Annotated in this window: 16 protein-coding genes and 2 riboswitches; of the genes, 6 read left to right on the forward strand and 10 right to left on the reverse strand. The window is 68.2% G+C overall.

Annotation, left to right across the window (positions count from 1 at the left end; genetic code table 11):
* Nucleotides 1–7: 7 nt before the first annotated feature.
* Both WG903_RS10265 and WG903_RS10270 read left to right on the forward strand, forming a co-directional pair.
* Nucleotides 8–775 (forward strand): alpha/beta fold hydrolase, encoded by a 768-nt coding sequence (locus WG903_RS10265; RefSeq protein ID WP_340074927.1) that lies wholly within the window; start codon nt 8–10, stop codon nt 773–775.
* Between the two features lie 34 nt (nt 776–809).
* Nucleotides 810–1,460, forward strand: a complete 651-nt coding sequence (locus WG903_RS10270; RefSeq protein WP_340074929.1) for a DsbA family oxidoreductase — start codon at nt 810–812, stop codon at nt 1,458–1,460.
* On the opposite strand, the gene WG903_RS10275 is transcribed toward WG903_RS10270, so the two are convergent.
* Nucleotides 1,457–1,894, reverse strand: coding sequence for a response regulator (locus tag WG903_RS10275; protein ID WP_340074931.1), 438 nt, complete (start codon nt 1,892–1,894; stop codon nt 1,457–1,459). The genes WG903_RS10270 and WG903_RS10275 overlap by 4 nt on opposite strands.
* A gap of 179 nt (nt 1,895–2,073) precedes the next feature.
* On the reverse strand, nt 2,074–2,463 hold the full coding sequence (locus WG903_RS10280; RefSeq protein WP_340074933.1) for a response regulator: 390 nt from the start codon (nt 2,461–2,463) through the stop codon (nt 2,074–2,076).
* Between the two features lie 69 nt (nt 2,464–2,532).
* On the opposite strand from WG903_RS10280, the gene WG903_RS10285 reads away from it, so the two are divergent.
* Nucleotides 2,533–3,315 carry a sensor histidine kinase gene (locus WG903_RS10285; RefSeq protein WP_340074935.1) on the forward strand — a complete coding sequence of 261 codons (783 nt, stop codon included), beginning with the start codon at nt 2,533–2,535 and terminating at the stop codon, nt 3,313–3,315.
* A 6-nt stretch (nt 3,316–3,321) separates the two neighbouring features.
* Here the strand turns inward: WG903_RS10285 and WG903_RS10290 are convergent, their stop codons facing one another.
* The 7 genes from WG903_RS10290 to WG903_RS10320 form a co-directional block, all read right to left on the reverse strand.
* Nucleotides 3,322–3,702, reverse strand: a complete 381-nt coding sequence (locus WG903_RS10290) for an Hsp20/alpha crystallin family protein (protein ID WP_340074937.1) — start codon at nt 3,700–3,702, stop codon at nt 3,322–3,324.
* Between the two features lie 12 nt (nt 3,703–3,714).
* Entirely contained in the window at nt 3,715–4,161 is a 447-nt protein-coding gene (locus WG903_RS10295) for an Hsp20/alpha crystallin family protein (RefSeq protein WP_340074939.1), read from the reverse strand.
* A gap of 80 nt (nt 4,162–4,241) precedes the next feature.
* Nucleotides 4,242–4,997, reverse strand: a complete 756-nt coding sequence (locus WG903_RS10300; RefSeq protein ID WP_340078224.1) for a sulfite exporter TauE/SafE family protein — start codon at nt 4,995–4,997, stop codon at nt 4,242–4,244.
* Between the two features lie 3 nt (nt 4,998–5,000).
* Complete coding sequence (gcvP, locus tag WG903_RS10305; protein WP_340074941.1) at nt 5,001–7,898, reverse strand: aminomethyl-transferring glycine dehydrogenase; 2,898 nt, start codon at nt 7,896–7,898, stop codon at nt 5,001–5,003.
* Nucleotides 7,899–7,942: 44 nt separating this feature from the next.
* Nucleotides 7,943–8,320 (reverse strand): glycine cleavage system protein GcvH, encoded by a 378-nt coding sequence (gene gcvH / locus WG903_RS10310; protein ID WP_340074943.1) that lies wholly within the window; start codon nt 8,318–8,320, stop codon nt 7,943–7,945.
* A 25-nt stretch (nt 8,321–8,345) separates the two neighbouring features.
* On the reverse strand, nt 8,346–9,494 hold the full coding sequence (gene gcvT / locus WG903_RS10315; protein WP_340074945.1) for a glycine cleavage system aminomethyltransferase GcvT: 1,149 nt from the start codon (nt 9,492–9,494) through the stop codon (nt 8,346–8,348).
* A 35-nt stretch (nt 9,495–9,529) separates the two neighbouring features.
* Nucleotides 9,530–9,625: riboswitch (glycine riboswitch) on the reverse strand.
* A gap of 6 nt (nt 9,626–9,631) precedes the next feature.
* Nucleotides 9,632–9,718, reverse strand: a riboswitch (glycine riboswitch).
* 10 nt (nt 9,719–9,728) lie between these two features.
* Nucleotides 9,729–11,402 (reverse strand): electron transfer flavoprotein-ubiquinone oxidoreductase, encoded by a 1,674-nt coding sequence (locus tag WG903_RS10320; RefSeq protein ID WP_340074947.1) that lies wholly within the window; start codon nt 11,400–11,402, stop codon nt 9,729–9,731.
* Nucleotides 11,403–11,452: 50 nt separating this feature from the next.
* Between WG903_RS10320 and WG903_RS10325 the strand changes: the two genes are divergently transcribed.
* Both WG903_RS10325 and WG903_RS10330 read left to right on the forward strand, forming a co-directional pair.
* A complete protein-coding gene (locus WG903_RS10325; RefSeq protein WP_340074949.1) occupies nt 11,453–12,235 on the forward strand; it encodes an SDR family oxidoreductase in 783 nt (260 codons plus the stop codon).
* Nucleotides 12,235–12,663: an acyl-CoA thioesterase gene (locus WG903_RS10330; protein ID WP_340074951.1), complete on the forward strand. Its 429-nt coding sequence runs from the start codon at nt 12,235–12,237 to the stop codon at nt 12,661–12,663. Before WG903_RS10325 ends, WG903_RS10330 begins: the two co-directional genes overlap by 1 nt.
* Here WG903_RS10330 and WG903_RS10335 read toward each other — a convergent pair.
* The gene (locus tag WG903_RS10335) at nt 12,647–13,237 is read right to left on the reverse strand and encodes a peroxidase-related enzyme (RefSeq protein WP_340074953.1); all 591 of its coding nucleotides are present in this window, start codon (nt 13,235–13,237) and stop codon (nt 12,647–12,649) included. The genes WG903_RS10330 and WG903_RS10335 overlap by 17 nt on opposite strands.
* Nucleotides 13,238–13,276: 39 nt before the next feature.
* Between WG903_RS10335 and WG903_RS10340 the strand changes: the two genes are divergently transcribed.
* Nucleotides 13,277–13,669: a carboxymuconolactone decarboxylase family protein gene (locus tag WG903_RS10340; RefSeq protein WP_340074955.1), complete on the forward strand. Its 393-nt coding sequence runs from the start codon at nt 13,277–13,279 to the stop codon at nt 13,667–13,669.
* Nucleotides 13,670–13,673 lie beyond the last annotated feature (4 nt).

The following is a 13,673-nucleotide window of genomic DNA, read 5'->3' on the forward strand; positions in this document are numbered from 1 at the left end:
CCGGCTGATGCCGCAGCTGCATTTCCTCCGCGAAGGGCGCGGGCCGACGATCGTGCTGTCGCACGCGCTCGGCTGCGACTTGTCGATGTGGGACGAAGCCGCGGCCGAACTGGCGCGCGGCTTCACCGTGCTGCGCTACGACCACCGCTGCCACGGCCGCTCCGAGGTCGTTGCGGGCCCGTTCCGCATCGAGGACCTGGCGGATGACGCCGCCGAGCTGATCCGCCGCGAAACCGACGGGCCCGTGCACTTCGTCGGGCTGTCGATGGGCGGCATGGTGGCCCAGCAGGTGGCGGTGCGCCACCCCGAGCTGGTGACCAGCGTGGTGGTCGCCAATTCGTCCAGCCGCTACGACGACACCGCGCGCGGCATGTGGCGCGCCCGCATCGAGACGGCGCTCAACCTCGGCATGGCCGCGATCGCCGACGCCGTGCTGCCGCGCTGGTTCACGTCGGCCTGGAGCAGGGATCCTGCGAACCAGCCGCGCATCGCCCAATTGCGCGGCGTGGTGGAGCGGACCGACCCGCGCGCCTATGCCGCCTGCTGCGAGGCGATTTCGCGGATCGACTTCTTCGCCAGCAACCCGCTGATCGCCTGCCCGGCGCTGGTCATCGCCGGCACGCACGACGAATCGACGCCCATCTCGATGTCGCACGCGATCTGCAACGCGATCTCGGGCGCCGAGCTCGCGACGCTGCCGGCCGCGCACCTGAGCGCGGTGGAGCGCCCGGAAGAGTTCGCGGGGCTGGTGGCCGGCTTCATCAGCCGCATCTGAAGCAAGGTTGTCCGGCGGCGGCTAGCATCCGGGCATGAAGATCGACTTCGTCTCCGACGTCTCCTGCCCGTGGTGCGCCATCGGGCTCGCATCGCTCGAAACGGCCCTGGGCCGGCTGGGGAGCGAGGTCAAGGCGGACCTGCACTTCCAGCCCTTCGAGCTCAATCCCGCGATGCCGCCGGGCGGCCAGGACATCACCGAGCACCTGACGCAGAAGTACCGCACCACGCGCGAGCAGCAGCAGGGCGCGCGCGACGCGATCCGCGAGCGGGGCGCCGCGGTGGGCTTCGACTTCCGCAAGGAAGGGCGCGACCGCATCTACAACACCTTCAATGCGCACCGGCTGCTGCATTGGGCCGGCGAAGAAGACCCCGGCAAGCAGCTGGCGCTGAAGAAAGCGCTGTTCAAGGCTTACTTCACCGACGGCCGCAGCCCGGAGGAAACCGAGGTGCTTCTCGATGCGGTCCAGGCCGCGGGCCTGCCCGTCGAACGCGCCCGCGAGATCCTCGCCGGCGACGAGTTCGCGAAGGAAGTGCGCGAGCAGGAAGACTTCTACACCGGCCACGGCATCCATGCGGTGCCGGCGGTGATCGTGAACGACCGCCACCTGATCCAGGGCGGCCAGCCGCCCGAGGTGTTCGAACAGGCGCTGCGGCAGATCGCCGCGCAAGAGGCCGCAGCCTAAGCCGGCTTGTAGCGCTCGTTCACCGTCAGCCAGAAGTCGTGCACCTGCCGCATCTTGCGGCGCAGCTCGTCGTAGTCGGTGGCCTTGCGCACGTAGCTGTTGGCGCCGTTCGCGTAGCACGCCGCGATGTCGCCCTTCTCGGTGGACGACGAGTGCATGACGACGGGGATGGTGGCGGTGCGCGGGTCGCTGCGCAGCGCCTTCAGCACGTCCAGGCCGTGCATGCGGACCAGCTTCATGTCCAGGATGACCAGCCGCGGCTGCAGGCTGGTGTCGCGGCCGGCGTGCGCGCCGCGCCCGAACAGGTAGTCGAGCGCCTCCACGCCGTCGCTGGCGGTGGCGATTTCAGCGGGATCGCAGCACTCGCCCAGCGCCATCATCGTGAGCTCGAGGTGATCCGGGTTGTCGTCGATCACGAGGATCGCGTGCTTCATCATCGGGGCCCAACCAAAAACTCTCCGGCCCGCGCCGGACTCTCCCTGACTGTTTGGCCGGGATTTTGGCATGCAAGCCAGCTCTTCGGTTGAGGCGCTCAACGAAAGCGCCGATGCTGTCGGGGCGCGGTCCTACAGGCCAAGGAAGCGCTAGGGCCACAAAATCTGCGGCAGCTTCATCACTTCCGGTTAGTCGCCCCGGATTGCGCCACGCACCAGTCGATGAGCGCGTCGGTTTCCATGGATTTGTCGAAGACGCCGTCACTGCCCAGCGCCTCGCACTGCTTGCGCACGTCCGGGTTGGCCGTCGCCGTCAGCACCACCACCTTCTGCTGCGGCTTGCGGCCGCGGCACGCACGCAGCACGTTGAAGCCGCTGCCCCCGCGCTCCAGCAGCAGGTCGACGATCGCGATGTCCCACTCGTTGCCCGTATCCGTGAGCCACGCCGTCGCGCCGCGCTCGTCGGAAGCCACGCCGCACGTCTGGACACCGGCGAGTTCCGCAAGCGCCTCCACCAGGCTTTCGCGGATCGACAGGTTGTCTTCGACGACGAATGCTTTGAGCGCCAAGTACTGCCTCCCAGGCCATGATGGCATGCCAACGGGCGGCCTGCCATGGGGGACACCCCGGGACACGCCATGACGGTCCAGGAACGATCGGCCGCGACGCGCGCACGCGACGGCGAGGTGCGCGCCTTGCGCGACGAGCTGCAACGCCTGCAGGCCGAAAGCCGCGGCAAGGATGAGTTCCTGGCGATGGTGGCGCACGAATTGCGCGCGCCGCTGGGCGCCATCCTCGGCTGGGTCCACCTGCTTGCACGGCGCGGCGGGGAGGAGGAGTTCCAGACGGGGCTGGAAGTCATCGAGCAGGCCGTGGCCGTGCAAGGCAAGCTCATCGAGGACTTGCTCGTCATGAGCCGCATGGCGTCCGACCGCATGGCGCTGGAGCTCGCGCCGGTGGACCTGCGCGGCGTGATCGATGCGGCGGTGGATGCCGTGCGGCCCGTGGCCGCCGCCAGGAGCATGCGCCTGCGCAAGGTCGTGGACACGAACGTCGGGCCCGTGCGCGGCGATGCGACGCGGCTGCGGCAGGTGCTGTCGAACCTGGTGAACAACGCCGTGAAGTTCACGCCCGAGCGCGGCTGGATCGAGGTGTCGCTGCAGCGCACCGGCGGCTGGGCGCAGGTGGAGGTGGCCGACAACGGCGCCGGCATCGCGCCCGGCTTCCTGCCGCACGTCTTCGACCGCTTCCGGCAGGACCCCGCGACGGCGGGACAGCACGACGGCCTCGGGCTGGGCCTGGCGATCGCGCGCCACATCGTCGAGATGCACGGCGGCGAGATCGAGGCGCGCAGCGGCGGCGAGGGCCGCGGCGCCACCTTCACGGTGCGCCTCCCGCTCGCCGATTCGCCGCGCGCCTGACGCGCTTCAGCCCACGCGCACTTCGATCCGCCGGGGCTTCGCCTCCTCGAGTTTCGGGATCGACAGCCGCAGCACGCCGTCCTTCAGGCTCGCGTCGATGCGCGAGGTGTCGAGTTCGCGGCTCAGCGTGAAGCTGCGCCGGTACGAGGGGAAGGGAGCCTCGTTGTAGATGAGCTCCATCTCGATGGGCCCCTCGAGGGCCGCCGTCGCCTCCAGCGTCAGCGTGTCGCCATCCACGCGCACGCCGAGCCTGTCGCGCGAGACGCCGGGAAGGTCCGCCAGCAGCGTGATGCCCGACTCGTCCTCGAAGACGTCCACCGGGGGAACGACGGCGGGCTGTTCACGCGGCTCGCGCGGTTGCCCGGAAGTCTGGACCTGGTTCGCCATGGCTTGCCTCCATCAATTGACTTCGATGCGGCGCGGCTTGCTCGATTCGCGCCGGGCTACGGAAATGCGCAGGATGCCGTCGCGGTAGGTCGCGTCCACCTTGGCCGGGTCCGCGTCGTCCGGCAGGCTCACGACGCGCCGGAACGGGCCGGCGAAGCGCTCCTGCGCGTACACGGTCACGGGGTCGGGCTCCGGCACCTGGCTCGTGCGCTCGCCGGCGATGGCGAGCAGGCCGCGGTCGACCGTGATCTCCAGCCGCGCCGGGTCGATGCCCGGCGCGAAGGCCAGCACCTCGATCGAGCCGGGCGTCGCGCCGACGTTCATCACGGGGAAGGCGGCGCCGGCGGCGGCGCGGATGCTCGACCGCTCGGACGGCCGGAACATCGTGTCGAGGAGGCCCTGCAGGCGGTTGAGTTCCGAGAAGATCTCCGCAGCAGGCCTGGATGACGGGTTCATCATGTGAGGTCTCCTGTTCGACGGTTCGAAGGATGCGCGGCGCCCGCCGCGCGAGCCCGAATTGGCGGCGGGGCCGCGCGATTTCAAGGGCCGCCGGCGAGCACGGCGGGCGCCCCGGAAACCAGCAAGGCTGCCCCGGAAGCCGCCAGCAGCCCCAGCACCACGCGCCGGAACGCCTCCTGGCTGATGCGCGCGTACAGGCGGGCGCCGAGCAGCGAGGGCACGACCATGGCCGGCAGCACGACCGCCAGCAGCGGCAACTGCGAGGCATGCAGGATGCCCGTGGCGAGGTAGCTCGCGAAGGTGACGCACAGCATCGACAGGTTGAAGTTCTGGATGATGGAGCGCTGCGCGTCCTTCTCGTAGCCGCGCAAGGTGCACCACAGCGTCGGCACGACGCCGGTGAAGCCGCCGAGGCCGCCCATCACGCCGCCCGCCGCGCCGGCGGCGGCGTCCGCGATGCGCCCGCCGTGCGTCACCTTGGGCAGGCGCTCCGCGACCAGCATCAGCGGGCACACGACGAGCAGGAAGGCGCCGAGGACCGTCTTGAACAGCGGCACGTCGAGCCGCGGCAGCAGCCACAGGCCGATGGGCAGCCCGGCGAGCCCGCCAAGCACGAAGGGTGCGAGCCGCTTCAGGTCGAAGCCGCGCCGCACCGAGAACACCGCGATGAGCTGCCCGCACATGCCGCCGAACACCGCCAGCGCGGCGGCCAGGCGCGGCTCCAGCGCCCACGCCCACACCGACATGGCCGTCAGCCCGAAGCCGAATCCCGAAAGGCCCTGCACGAAGCCGGCGAGGGCCGCGCCGACGACGACGATGAGGACGGTGGCGTCGATGGCCTAGTCTTCGTAGGCCGCGAGCGGCACGCAGCTGCAGAACAGGTTGCGGTCGCCGTAGACGTTGTCCACGCGGCCGATGGGCGGCCAGTACTTGGCATGGCGGCGCTCGTCCAGCACCGCGGCCCCCGCATCGCGCGGGTAGGCGTGCTTCCACTCGCCCTTGAGCAGCGCGGCCGCGGTGTGCGGCGCGTGCTTGAGCGGGTTGTCGCCCTGCGGCCATTCGCCGCGCTCCACGCGCCGGATCTCCTCGCGGATGGCGATCATCGCGGCGATGAAGCGGTCGAGCTCGTCGAGCGTTTCGCTTTCGGTGGGCTCCACCATCAGCGTGCCCGCGACGGGGAACGACAGCGTGGGCGCGTGGAAGCCGTAGTCGATCAGGCGCTTGGCGACGTCCTCGGCCGTGACGCCGCTCGTCTCCTTGAGCGGGCGAAGGTCCAGGATGCACTCGTGCGCCACGTGGCCGTTTTCGCTGGCGTACAGCGTGGGGTAGTGGTCGCGCAGGCGCGCACTGATGTAGTTGGCCGAGAGGATGGCGGTCTCGGTGGCCAGCTTCAGGCCCTCGGCGCCCATCATGCGGCAGTACATCCAGCTGATCGGAAGCACCGCGGCATTGCCCAGCGGCGCGGCCGACACGGCGCCGACGCCGTGGCTCTTCACGCCGCCCGTTTCGTGGCCGGGCAGGAAGGGCACGAGGTCCTCGACGACGCACACCGGGCCCACGCCGGGCCCGCCGCCGCCGTGCGGGATGCAGAAGGTCTTGTGCAGGTTCAGGTGGCTGACGTCGCCGCCGAATTCGCCCGGCGCCGCGACGCCCACCAGCGCGTTCATGTTCGCGCCATCGACGTACACGCGGCCGCCGTGCTTGTGCACCATCTCGCACAGTTCCTTCACCTGCATCTCGAACACGCCGTGCGTGCTGGGGTAGGTGATCATCACGCAGGCCAGGTCGTCCTTGTGCTGCTCGCACTTGGCGCGCAGGTCCGCCATGTCGACGTTGCCGTTGGCGTCGCACGCGGTCACGACCACGTGCATGCCGACCATCTGCGCGCTGGCCGGGTTGGTGCCGTGCGCGGAGGAGGGGATCAGGCACACGTTGCGGTGGCCCTGGCCTTTCGATTCATGGAAGGCCTTGATCGCCAGCAGGCCCGCGTATTCGCCTTGCGATCCGGCATTGGGCTGCAGGCTGATGCCCGCATAGCCCGTGGCCTGGCACAGCCACTCGCGCAGCAGCGAATCGAGCTGGGCATAGCCTTGCAGCTGGTCGGCCGGCGCGAAGGGGTGCACGTGCGCGAACTCGGGCCAGGTGATCGGGATCATCTCGCTCGTGGCATTGAGCTTCATCGTGCAGCTGCCCAGCGGGATCATCGAGCGGTCCAGCGCGAGGTCCTTGTCCGACAGCGACCGGATGTAGCGCAGCATGCCCGTCTCGCTGTGGTGCGTGTTGAACACCGGGTGCGCAAGGAAGCCGCTGGTGCGGCGCAGCTGCTCGGGGATCAGCGAATCGACGCCTTTCTCGAACTTCGCGACTTCGGGCAGCTTCTGGTTCGGCTTGGCGAAAATCTTCCACAGCAGCTCGAGGTCGGCGCGCGTGGTGGTCTCGTCCAGCGAGATGCTGATGAAGCCTTCCCACGAGATGCGCAGGTTGGCCTTCAGGGAATGCCCGCGCGCGACGAGCTGCTTGGTCTCCTCGCCGGTCTGCAGCGAGATCGTGTCGAAGGCGCCGTGCTGCAGGCGCGGCGCGTAGCCCAGTTGTTCGAGGCCCTTGGCGAGGATCGCCGTGTAGCTGGCAACACGCTGCGCGATGCGCTTCAGGCCCTGCGGTCCGTGGTACACGGCGTACATGCTCGCAATGACCGCCGGCAGCACCTGCGCCGTGCAGATGTTCGACGTGGCTTTCTCGCGGCGGATGTGCTGCTCTCGCGTCTGCAACGCCAGGCGGTACGCCGGGTTGCCGTGCACGTCGACGCTCACGCCGACCAGGCGGCCCGGCAGCGAGCGCTTGAAATCGTCGCGGCAGGCGAGGTAGGCCGCGTGCGGGCCGCCGGCGCCCATGGGCATGCCGAAGCGCTGCGTGGTGCCGCAGACGATGTCCACGTCCCATTCACCGGGCGGGACGATGAGCGTCAGCGCGAGCAGGTCGGCAGCCACGATGAACGCGGCCTGCTTGCCGTGCACGACGGGCACGTCGGCGCGCATGTCGTGGATCTGGCCGCTGGTGGCCGGGTACTGCGCGAACACGGCGAAGTACTCGCCTTGAAGCGCCTTGTCCCATTCTTCGGCGGAGTTCGCGAGCACCACCTCGATGTCCAGCGGCTTCGCGCGTGTCTGGATCACCTCGATGGTCTGCGGGTGCGCGTCGCCGGCGACGATGAAGCGGTTGCTCTTGCTGCGTACGCTGCGGCGGGCCAGCGTCATCGCCTCCGCCGCGGCCGTGGCCTCGTCGAGCATGGACGCATTCGCTATCGCCATGCCCGTCAGGTCGCACACCATGGTCTGGAAGTTCACCAGCGCTTCCATGCGGCCCTGGCTGATCTCGGCCTGGTAGGGCGTGTAGGCGGTGTACCAGGCCGGGTTCTCCAGGATGTTGCGCAGGATCACGCCCGGCGTGTAGGTGCCGTAGTAGCCCTGGCCGATGAAGCTCTTGTAGACGCTGTTCTTCGAGGCGATGGCCTTCAGCTCCGCCAGCGCCTGCGCCTCGCTCGCCGGGGGCGGCAGCTTCATGGCGTCGCGGCGCGCGATCGAGCGCGGCACGATGCTGTCGATCAGCGCGCGGCGCGAAGCCTCGCCGATCGCCGAGAGCATCAGCTTCTCGTCGGCCTCCTCGATGCCGATGTGGCGCGGGATGAATTCGGAAGGGTTCTCGAGCTCGCCGAGCGGGCGGGCGGAAGGCATCAGCATGGAAACGAAACTCCGTCTGGCGGGCGCGGGGCCCGCCGCTTCTCTTATTGCGAATTCTTGACGAACTTGGCGTAGTCGGGCTCGTCCATGAGCTCGTCGAACTGCGCCATGTCCTGGATCAGGATCTTGAAGAACCAGCCGTTGCCCATGGGGTCGCTGTTGGCCAGCGACGGGTTGGAGCGCAGTTCCTCGTTCACTTCGGTCACTTCACCGGCGATCGGCATGTTGACGTCGGCCGCGGCTTTCACCGACTCGACCACGCCCGCCGCCTCGCCCATCTTGTAGACGCGCCCGACTTCGGGCAGGTCGACGAACACCACGTCGCCCAGCGCGTCCTGCGCGTGCAGCGTGATGCCGACGACCGCGGCTTCGTGGTCCTCGAGCTGGATCCACTCGTGATCCTTGGTGTACTTGACGGTCATTGGCTTTCTCCTGTGTTTGCTCTTGTCAGCCGCGGTGATAGCGGTTCGGCACGAAGGGCATGGGGGCAACTTCCATCGGCACGGCCTTGCCGCGCACCAGGGCGTTCACGCGCGTGCCCGGGGCCGCGCACGAGGCTTCAACGTAGCCCATCGCAACCGGCTTGTCGATGGTGGGACCGAGCAGTCCGCTGGTCACCTCGCCGATGCGCCGCCCGCTTTCGTCCTGCAGTTCGGTGTGGTCCCGCACGGGCACGCGCTCCAGCGCCACCAGCCCCACCCGCTTGCGTTGCACCGGGGCGGTGCCGTCCAACTGGCCGAGCACCTTGTCCGCCCCGGGGAAGCCGCCGGCGCGGTCGCCGCCCTTGCGGCGAACCTTCTGCATGGCCCAGTTCAGCTGGGCTTCCACCGGGGTGGTGGTGGTGTCGATGTCGTTCCCGTACAGGCACAGGCCCGCTTCCAGGCGCAGCGAGTTGCGGGCGCCCAGGCCGATGGGCTTGACCTCGGGCTGGGCGAGCAGGGCGCGGGCCAGCGCGTCGGCCTTCGATTCGTGCACGGAGATTTCGAAGCCATCCTCGCCCGTGTAGCCGCTGCGGGTGATGTACAGGTCCGTGCCGTTCCACGGGAAGGCGCCACCCGTCATGAACACGAGCTTCTCGACGCCGGGCACCAGGCGCTTGAGCGCATCCACGGCCTTCGGCCCCTGCAGCGCGAGCAGGCCGCGCTCGGGCATGGGGATGACCTCGCAGCGGTTGCCGATGCGCGACTGGATGTGCGCGATGTCGCCCGCTTTGCAGGCGCCGTTGACGATCGCGAAGAGGTGGTCGCCGCGGTTGACGAACATCAGGTCGTCGATGATCGTGCCCTCGTCGGTGAGGAGCAGGCCGTAGCGCTGCTTGTTCTCGGCCAGGCCGATCACGTCCACCGGCATCAGCGATTCGAAGGCGGCGGCGGCATCCTTGCCCACAAGCCGCAGCTGGCCCATGTGCGACACGTCGAACAGGCCCGCCGACTCGCGGGTCTGCGTGTGTTCGGCCATCAGGCCCTGGGGGTATTGCACCGGCATCGAGTAGCCGGCAAAGGGGACCATGCGCGCGCCGAGTTCCACATGCAGCGCATGCAGGGGCGTCTTGAGGAGCTGTTCTTCGGGGCTAGCTGCGGACAAGCGGCTCTCCATCTCAAGGGCTGGCGATCCATCGTACACGCCGATGGGGCTGCCCCGCTGTCCGCTTTACCTGAGAGATTCACCCGTTACGGGTTTGCTCCTTCGGTGGGTGCTGATGAGCACCTCTCTCCAGCCGGGACCGCCCTTGCGGGCGGTTGTCAGTCCTCGTTGCCTGAGCGTTGTTGCGCCTTCGGCGGCCGTGCTGATTGCACACGGCTCTCTCCTGACGAACGGGATTCTAACCCGTCACATGTTCACGTAATTCGGCCCGCCGCCGCCTTCGGGCGTGACCCACACGATGTTCTGCGTCGGGTCCTTGATGTCGCAGGTCTTGCAGTGCACGCAGTTCTGCGCGTTGATCTGCAGCCGCTCGCCGCCGCCTTCGGCCGGCACGAATTCGTACACGCCTGCGGGGCAGTAGCGCTGCTCCGGGCCTGCGTACTTCGCCAGGTTCACCTGCGTCGGGATCGCGGCGTCCTTGAGCGTGAGGTGCGCGGGCTGGTCTTCCGCATGGTTGGTGTTGGAGATGAACACCGACGACAGCCGGTCGAAGGTGAGCTTGCCGTCGGGTTTGGCATACGCGATCGGCTTGCACTCGGACGCGGGCTTCAGGTACGCGTGGTCGGGCCTGTCGCGGCGCAGCGTCCACGGCACGTGCCCGCGCAGCAGTTTGTGCTCGATGCCGTTCATGATCGTCGCGGGCCACAGGCCCTTCTTGAACCAGGCCTTGAAGTTGCGCGAGCGGTTGAGCTCGTCGTGCAGCCACGAGCGCTCGAACGCTTCGGGATAGGCCTTGAGCTCGTCGCGCTGGCGGCCCGACGTGACCGCGTCATAGGCTGCCTCCGCCGCGAGCATGCCGCTCTTGATCGCCGCGTGGCTGCCTTTGATGCGGGCCGCGTTGAGGTAGCCGGCGTCGTCGCCCACCAGCGCGCCGCCGGGGAAGACCTGCTTGGGCAGCGACAGGATGCCGCCTGCCGTGATGGCTCGCGCGCCGTACGACACGCGCTTGCCGCCTTCCAGGTACCAGCGGATGTTGCGATGGGTCTTCCAGCGCTGCATCTCCTCGAAGGGGCTCAGGTACGGATTGGAATAGTCGAGGCCCGTGATGAAGCCCAGCGTGACCAGGTTGCCCTCCATGTGGTACAGGAAAGCGCCCCCGTAGGTGTCGGTGGGCAAGGGCCAGCCCGCGGTGTGCAGCACGAGGCCCGGCTCGTGCTTCTTGGGGTCGATCTCCCACAGCTCCTTGACGCCGATGCCGTAGGCCTGCGGGTCGCGGCCTTCGTCCAGCTTGAACTTCGAGATGAGGTGGCGGCCCAGGTGGCCGCGGCAGCCTTCGGCGAACACCGTGTACTTGCCGTGCAGCTCCATGCCCAGCTGGAAGTTCCCGGTGGGCTCGCCGTCCTTGCCCACGCCCATGTTGCCGGTGGCGACGCCCTTGACCGCGCCTTTCTCGTCGTAGAGCACTTCGGCCGCGGGAAAGCCCGGGAAGATCTCGACGCCCAGGCCTTCCGCCTGCTGCGCCAGCCAGCGCACCACGTTGCCCAGGCTCACGATGTAGTTGCCATGGTTCTGGAAGATGCCCGGAAGCGCGAAGTTGGGCACGCGAAACGAGCCGTTCTCCGAAAGGAACACCATCGCGTCGTCGGTGACGGGCTGGTTCAGCGGCGCGCCCTTGGCTTTCCAGTCAGGGATGAGCTCGGTGAGCGCGCGCGGGTCCATCACGGCGCCCGACAGGATGTGCGCGCCGGGCTCGGAGCCCTTTTCGAGCACGACGACGGAGACGTCCGTGCCGCGCTCGGCGGCGAGCTGCTTGAGGCGGATGGCGGTGGCGAGGCCGGCGGGGCCGCCGCCGACGACGACCACGTCGTATTCCATCGCTTCGCGGGGTCCGTACTGCGCCAGGATTTCTTCGTGCGTCATCGTTGGATTCTTGCCGATAATGGACGCGGCATTTTAGGCAGGAGACTCTCGTGAGCTACAGCATCGATTTGTCGGGCCGCGTCGCCTTGGTGACCGGCGCATCGAGCGGCCTGGGCGCGCAGTTCGCGCGCACGCTGGCGGGAGCGGGGGCGGCCGTCGTGCTCGCCGCGCGCCGCGTCGAGAAGCTCAAGGAGCTGCGCGCGAGGATCGAAGGCGAGGGCGGCGATGCGCACGTCGTGGCGCTGGACGTCACCGACATGGACAGCATCCGCTCCGCCGTCGCGCACGCGGAGACCGAAGTCGGCTCCATCGACATCCTGGTGAACAACTCGGGCGTGAGCACCACGCAGCGCCTGCAGGACGTAACCGAGGACGACTACGACTACATCTTCGACGTGAACGTCAAGGGCGCCTTCTTCGTCGCGCAGGAAGTGGGCAAGCGCATGATCGCGCGTGCCAAGGGCGCCGCGCCCGGCACCTACACCGGCGGGCGCATCATCAACATCGCGTCCATGGCCGGCCTGCGCCCGCTGCCCCAGATCGGCGCCTATGCCATGAGCAAAGCAGCGGTGGTGCAGATGACCAAGGCCATGGCGCTGGAGTGGGGGCGCTTCGAGATCAACGTCAACGCGATCTGCCCCGGCTACATCGACACCGAGATCAACCACCACCACTGGCAGACCCCGCAGGGCCAGAAGCTGGTGGACATGCTGCCGCGCAAGCGCATCGGCAAGCCCGAGGACCTCGATGCGCTGCTGGTGCTGCTGGCCAGCAGCGAGAGCCACTTCGTCAACGGCTCGGTGATCGCCGCCGACGACGGCTTCGGCATCTGATGAAGTTCGAGCTGCCGGACAAGAAGAAGCTCGTCTTCGAGATGACCCTCCCCATCCGCTGGGGCGACATGGACGCGATGGGCCATGTGAACAACACCAACTACTTCCGCTTCATGGAAGTGATCCGGCTCGAGTGGATGCGGTCGCTGGGCGAAACCCTGGGCCCGCAGACGGTGGAAGGGCTCGTGATCATCAACGCCTTCTGCACCTTCCACCGGCAGTTCGAATACCCCGCCGACATCCTCGCGCGCCTGTACGTCAGTGACCCGGGCCGAACCAGCTTCGAGAGCTGGACGACGATGACGAAGGTGGAAGAGCCCGATGCGGTCTACGCCAGCGGCGGCGCGACGATCGTATGGGCCGACTACACGAAGCAGAAGTCGGTGCCGCTGCCCGAGCGCATCCGCGCGATCATTTCTTCTCCTTAGGCACCCGGCCCATCAGGTAGAACTCCGGGTTGGGCATCATGTTCGAGAAGCTGGCCATGCGATTGGACAGGCCGAAGAAGGCCGTGATCGCGGCGATGTCCCAGATGTCCTCGTCCGAGAAGCCGTGCGCGTGCAGCGGCGCGAAGTCGGCCTCGTCGATCTCGTGCGAGCGCAGGCACACCTTCATCGCGAAATCCAGCATGGCCTTCTGCCGCGGCGGGATGTCGGCCTTGCGATAGTTCACCGCCACCTGGTCGGCGACCAGCGGCTTCTTCTCGTAGATGCGCAGGATCGCGCCGTGCGCCACCACGCAGTACAGGCAGTTGTTGGCCGCGCTCGTCGTCGTGACGATCATCTCGCGCTCACCCTTCGTGAGGCCGCTTTCCCGCCCGACCACTTCCGGCGTCATCAACGCATCGTGGTACGCGAAGAACGCGCGCCACTCCGCCGGGCGGCGCGCGAACGCCAGGAACACATTCGGCACGAAGCCGGCCTTGTCCTGCACCTCGAGGATGCGCTGGCGGATGTCCTCCGGGACGTCCTGGATGTCGGGCATCGGGTAGCGGTTCTTCATGCGGCGATTATCCTGTCGGCACGCAAAAGGAGCATGCCAATGGAACTCTCGAACGACCCCGTCACGCAAGCGGGCCTGGCCACGCGCCGCAAGGTGCTGGGCAACGACTACGTGCAGGCCGCGCTGGACAAGGCCACGGCCTTCAACGCGCCGCTGCAGGAGCTGGTGACGAAGAACGCCTGGGGCAACACCTGGCAGCGCAAGGGCATCGACCTGAAGACGCGCAGCATCGTGACGGTTTCGATGCTCGTCGCGCTGGGCCGCATGCACGAGCTGAAGATCCACGTGCGCGGCGCGCTCAACAACGGCGTGACGCCGGAAGAGCTGCAGGAGATCTTCCTGCACGCCAGCGTGTATTGCGGCTTCCCGGCGGCCGTGGATGCGTTCCGTACCGCAAGCGAGGTGATCGAGGCAGGTGCTGCCGGGCGCTGACGAG

Origin of the sequence: Ramlibacter sp. PS4R-6 (assembly GCF_037572775.1) — a bacterium.
Lineage (GTDB): Bacteria > Pseudomonadota > Gammaproteobacteria > Burkholderiales > Burkholderiaceae_C > Ramlibacter.

Bases quoted from the DNA above. Each gene is read 5' to 3' on its own strand.
- WG903_RS10265 (WP_340074927.1), top strand. From the start codon at position 8: ATGCCGCAGCTGCATTTCCTCCGCGAAGGGCGCGGGCCGACGATCGTG.
- WG903_RS10270 (WP_340074929.1), top strand. From the start codon at position 810: ATGAAGATCGACTTCGTCTCCGACGTCTCCTGCCCGTGGTGCGCCATC.
- WG903_RS10275 (WP_340074931.1), bottom strand. From the start codon at position 1,894: ATGAAGCACGCGATCCTCGTGATCGACGACAACCCGGATCACCTCGAG.
- WG903_RS10285 (WP_340074935.1), top strand. From the start codon at position 2,533: ATGACGGTCCAGGAACGATCGGCCGCGACGCGCGCACGCGACGGCGAG.
- WG903_RS10290 (WP_340074937.1), bottom strand. From the start codon at position 3,702: ATGGCGAACCAGGTCCAGACTTCCGGGCAACCGCGCGAGCCGCGTGAA.
- WG903_RS10295 (WP_340074939.1), bottom strand. From the start codon at position 4,161: ATGATGAACCCGTCATCCAGGCCTGCTGCGGAGATCTTCTCGGAACTC.
- gcvP (WP_340074941.1), bottom strand. From the start codon at position 7,898: ATGCTGATGCCTTCCGCCCGCCCGCTCGGCGAGCTCGAGAACCCTTCC.
- gcvH (WP_340074943.1), bottom strand. From the start codon at position 8,320: ATGACCGTCAAGTACACCAAGGATCACGAGTGGATCCAGCTCGAGGAC.
- gcvT (WP_340074945.1), bottom strand. From the start codon at position 9,494: ATGGAGAGCCGCTTGTCCGCAGCTAGCCCCGAAGAACAGCTCCTCAAG.
- WG903_RS10320 (WP_340074947.1), bottom strand. From the start codon at position 11,402: ATGACGCACGAAGAAATCCTGGCGCAGTACGGACCCCGCGAAGCGATG.
- WG903_RS10330 (WP_340074951.1), top strand. From the start codon at position 12,235: ATGAAGTTCGAGCTGCCGGACAAGAAGAAGCTCGTCTTCGAGATGACC.
- WG903_RS10335 (WP_340074953.1), bottom strand. From the start codon at position 13,237: ATGAAGAACCGCTACCCGATGCCCGACATCCAGGACGTCCCGGAGGAC.
- WG903_RS10340 (WP_340074955.1), top strand. From the start codon at position 13,277: ATGGAACTCTCGAACGACCCCGTCACGCAAGCGGGCCTGGCCACGCGC.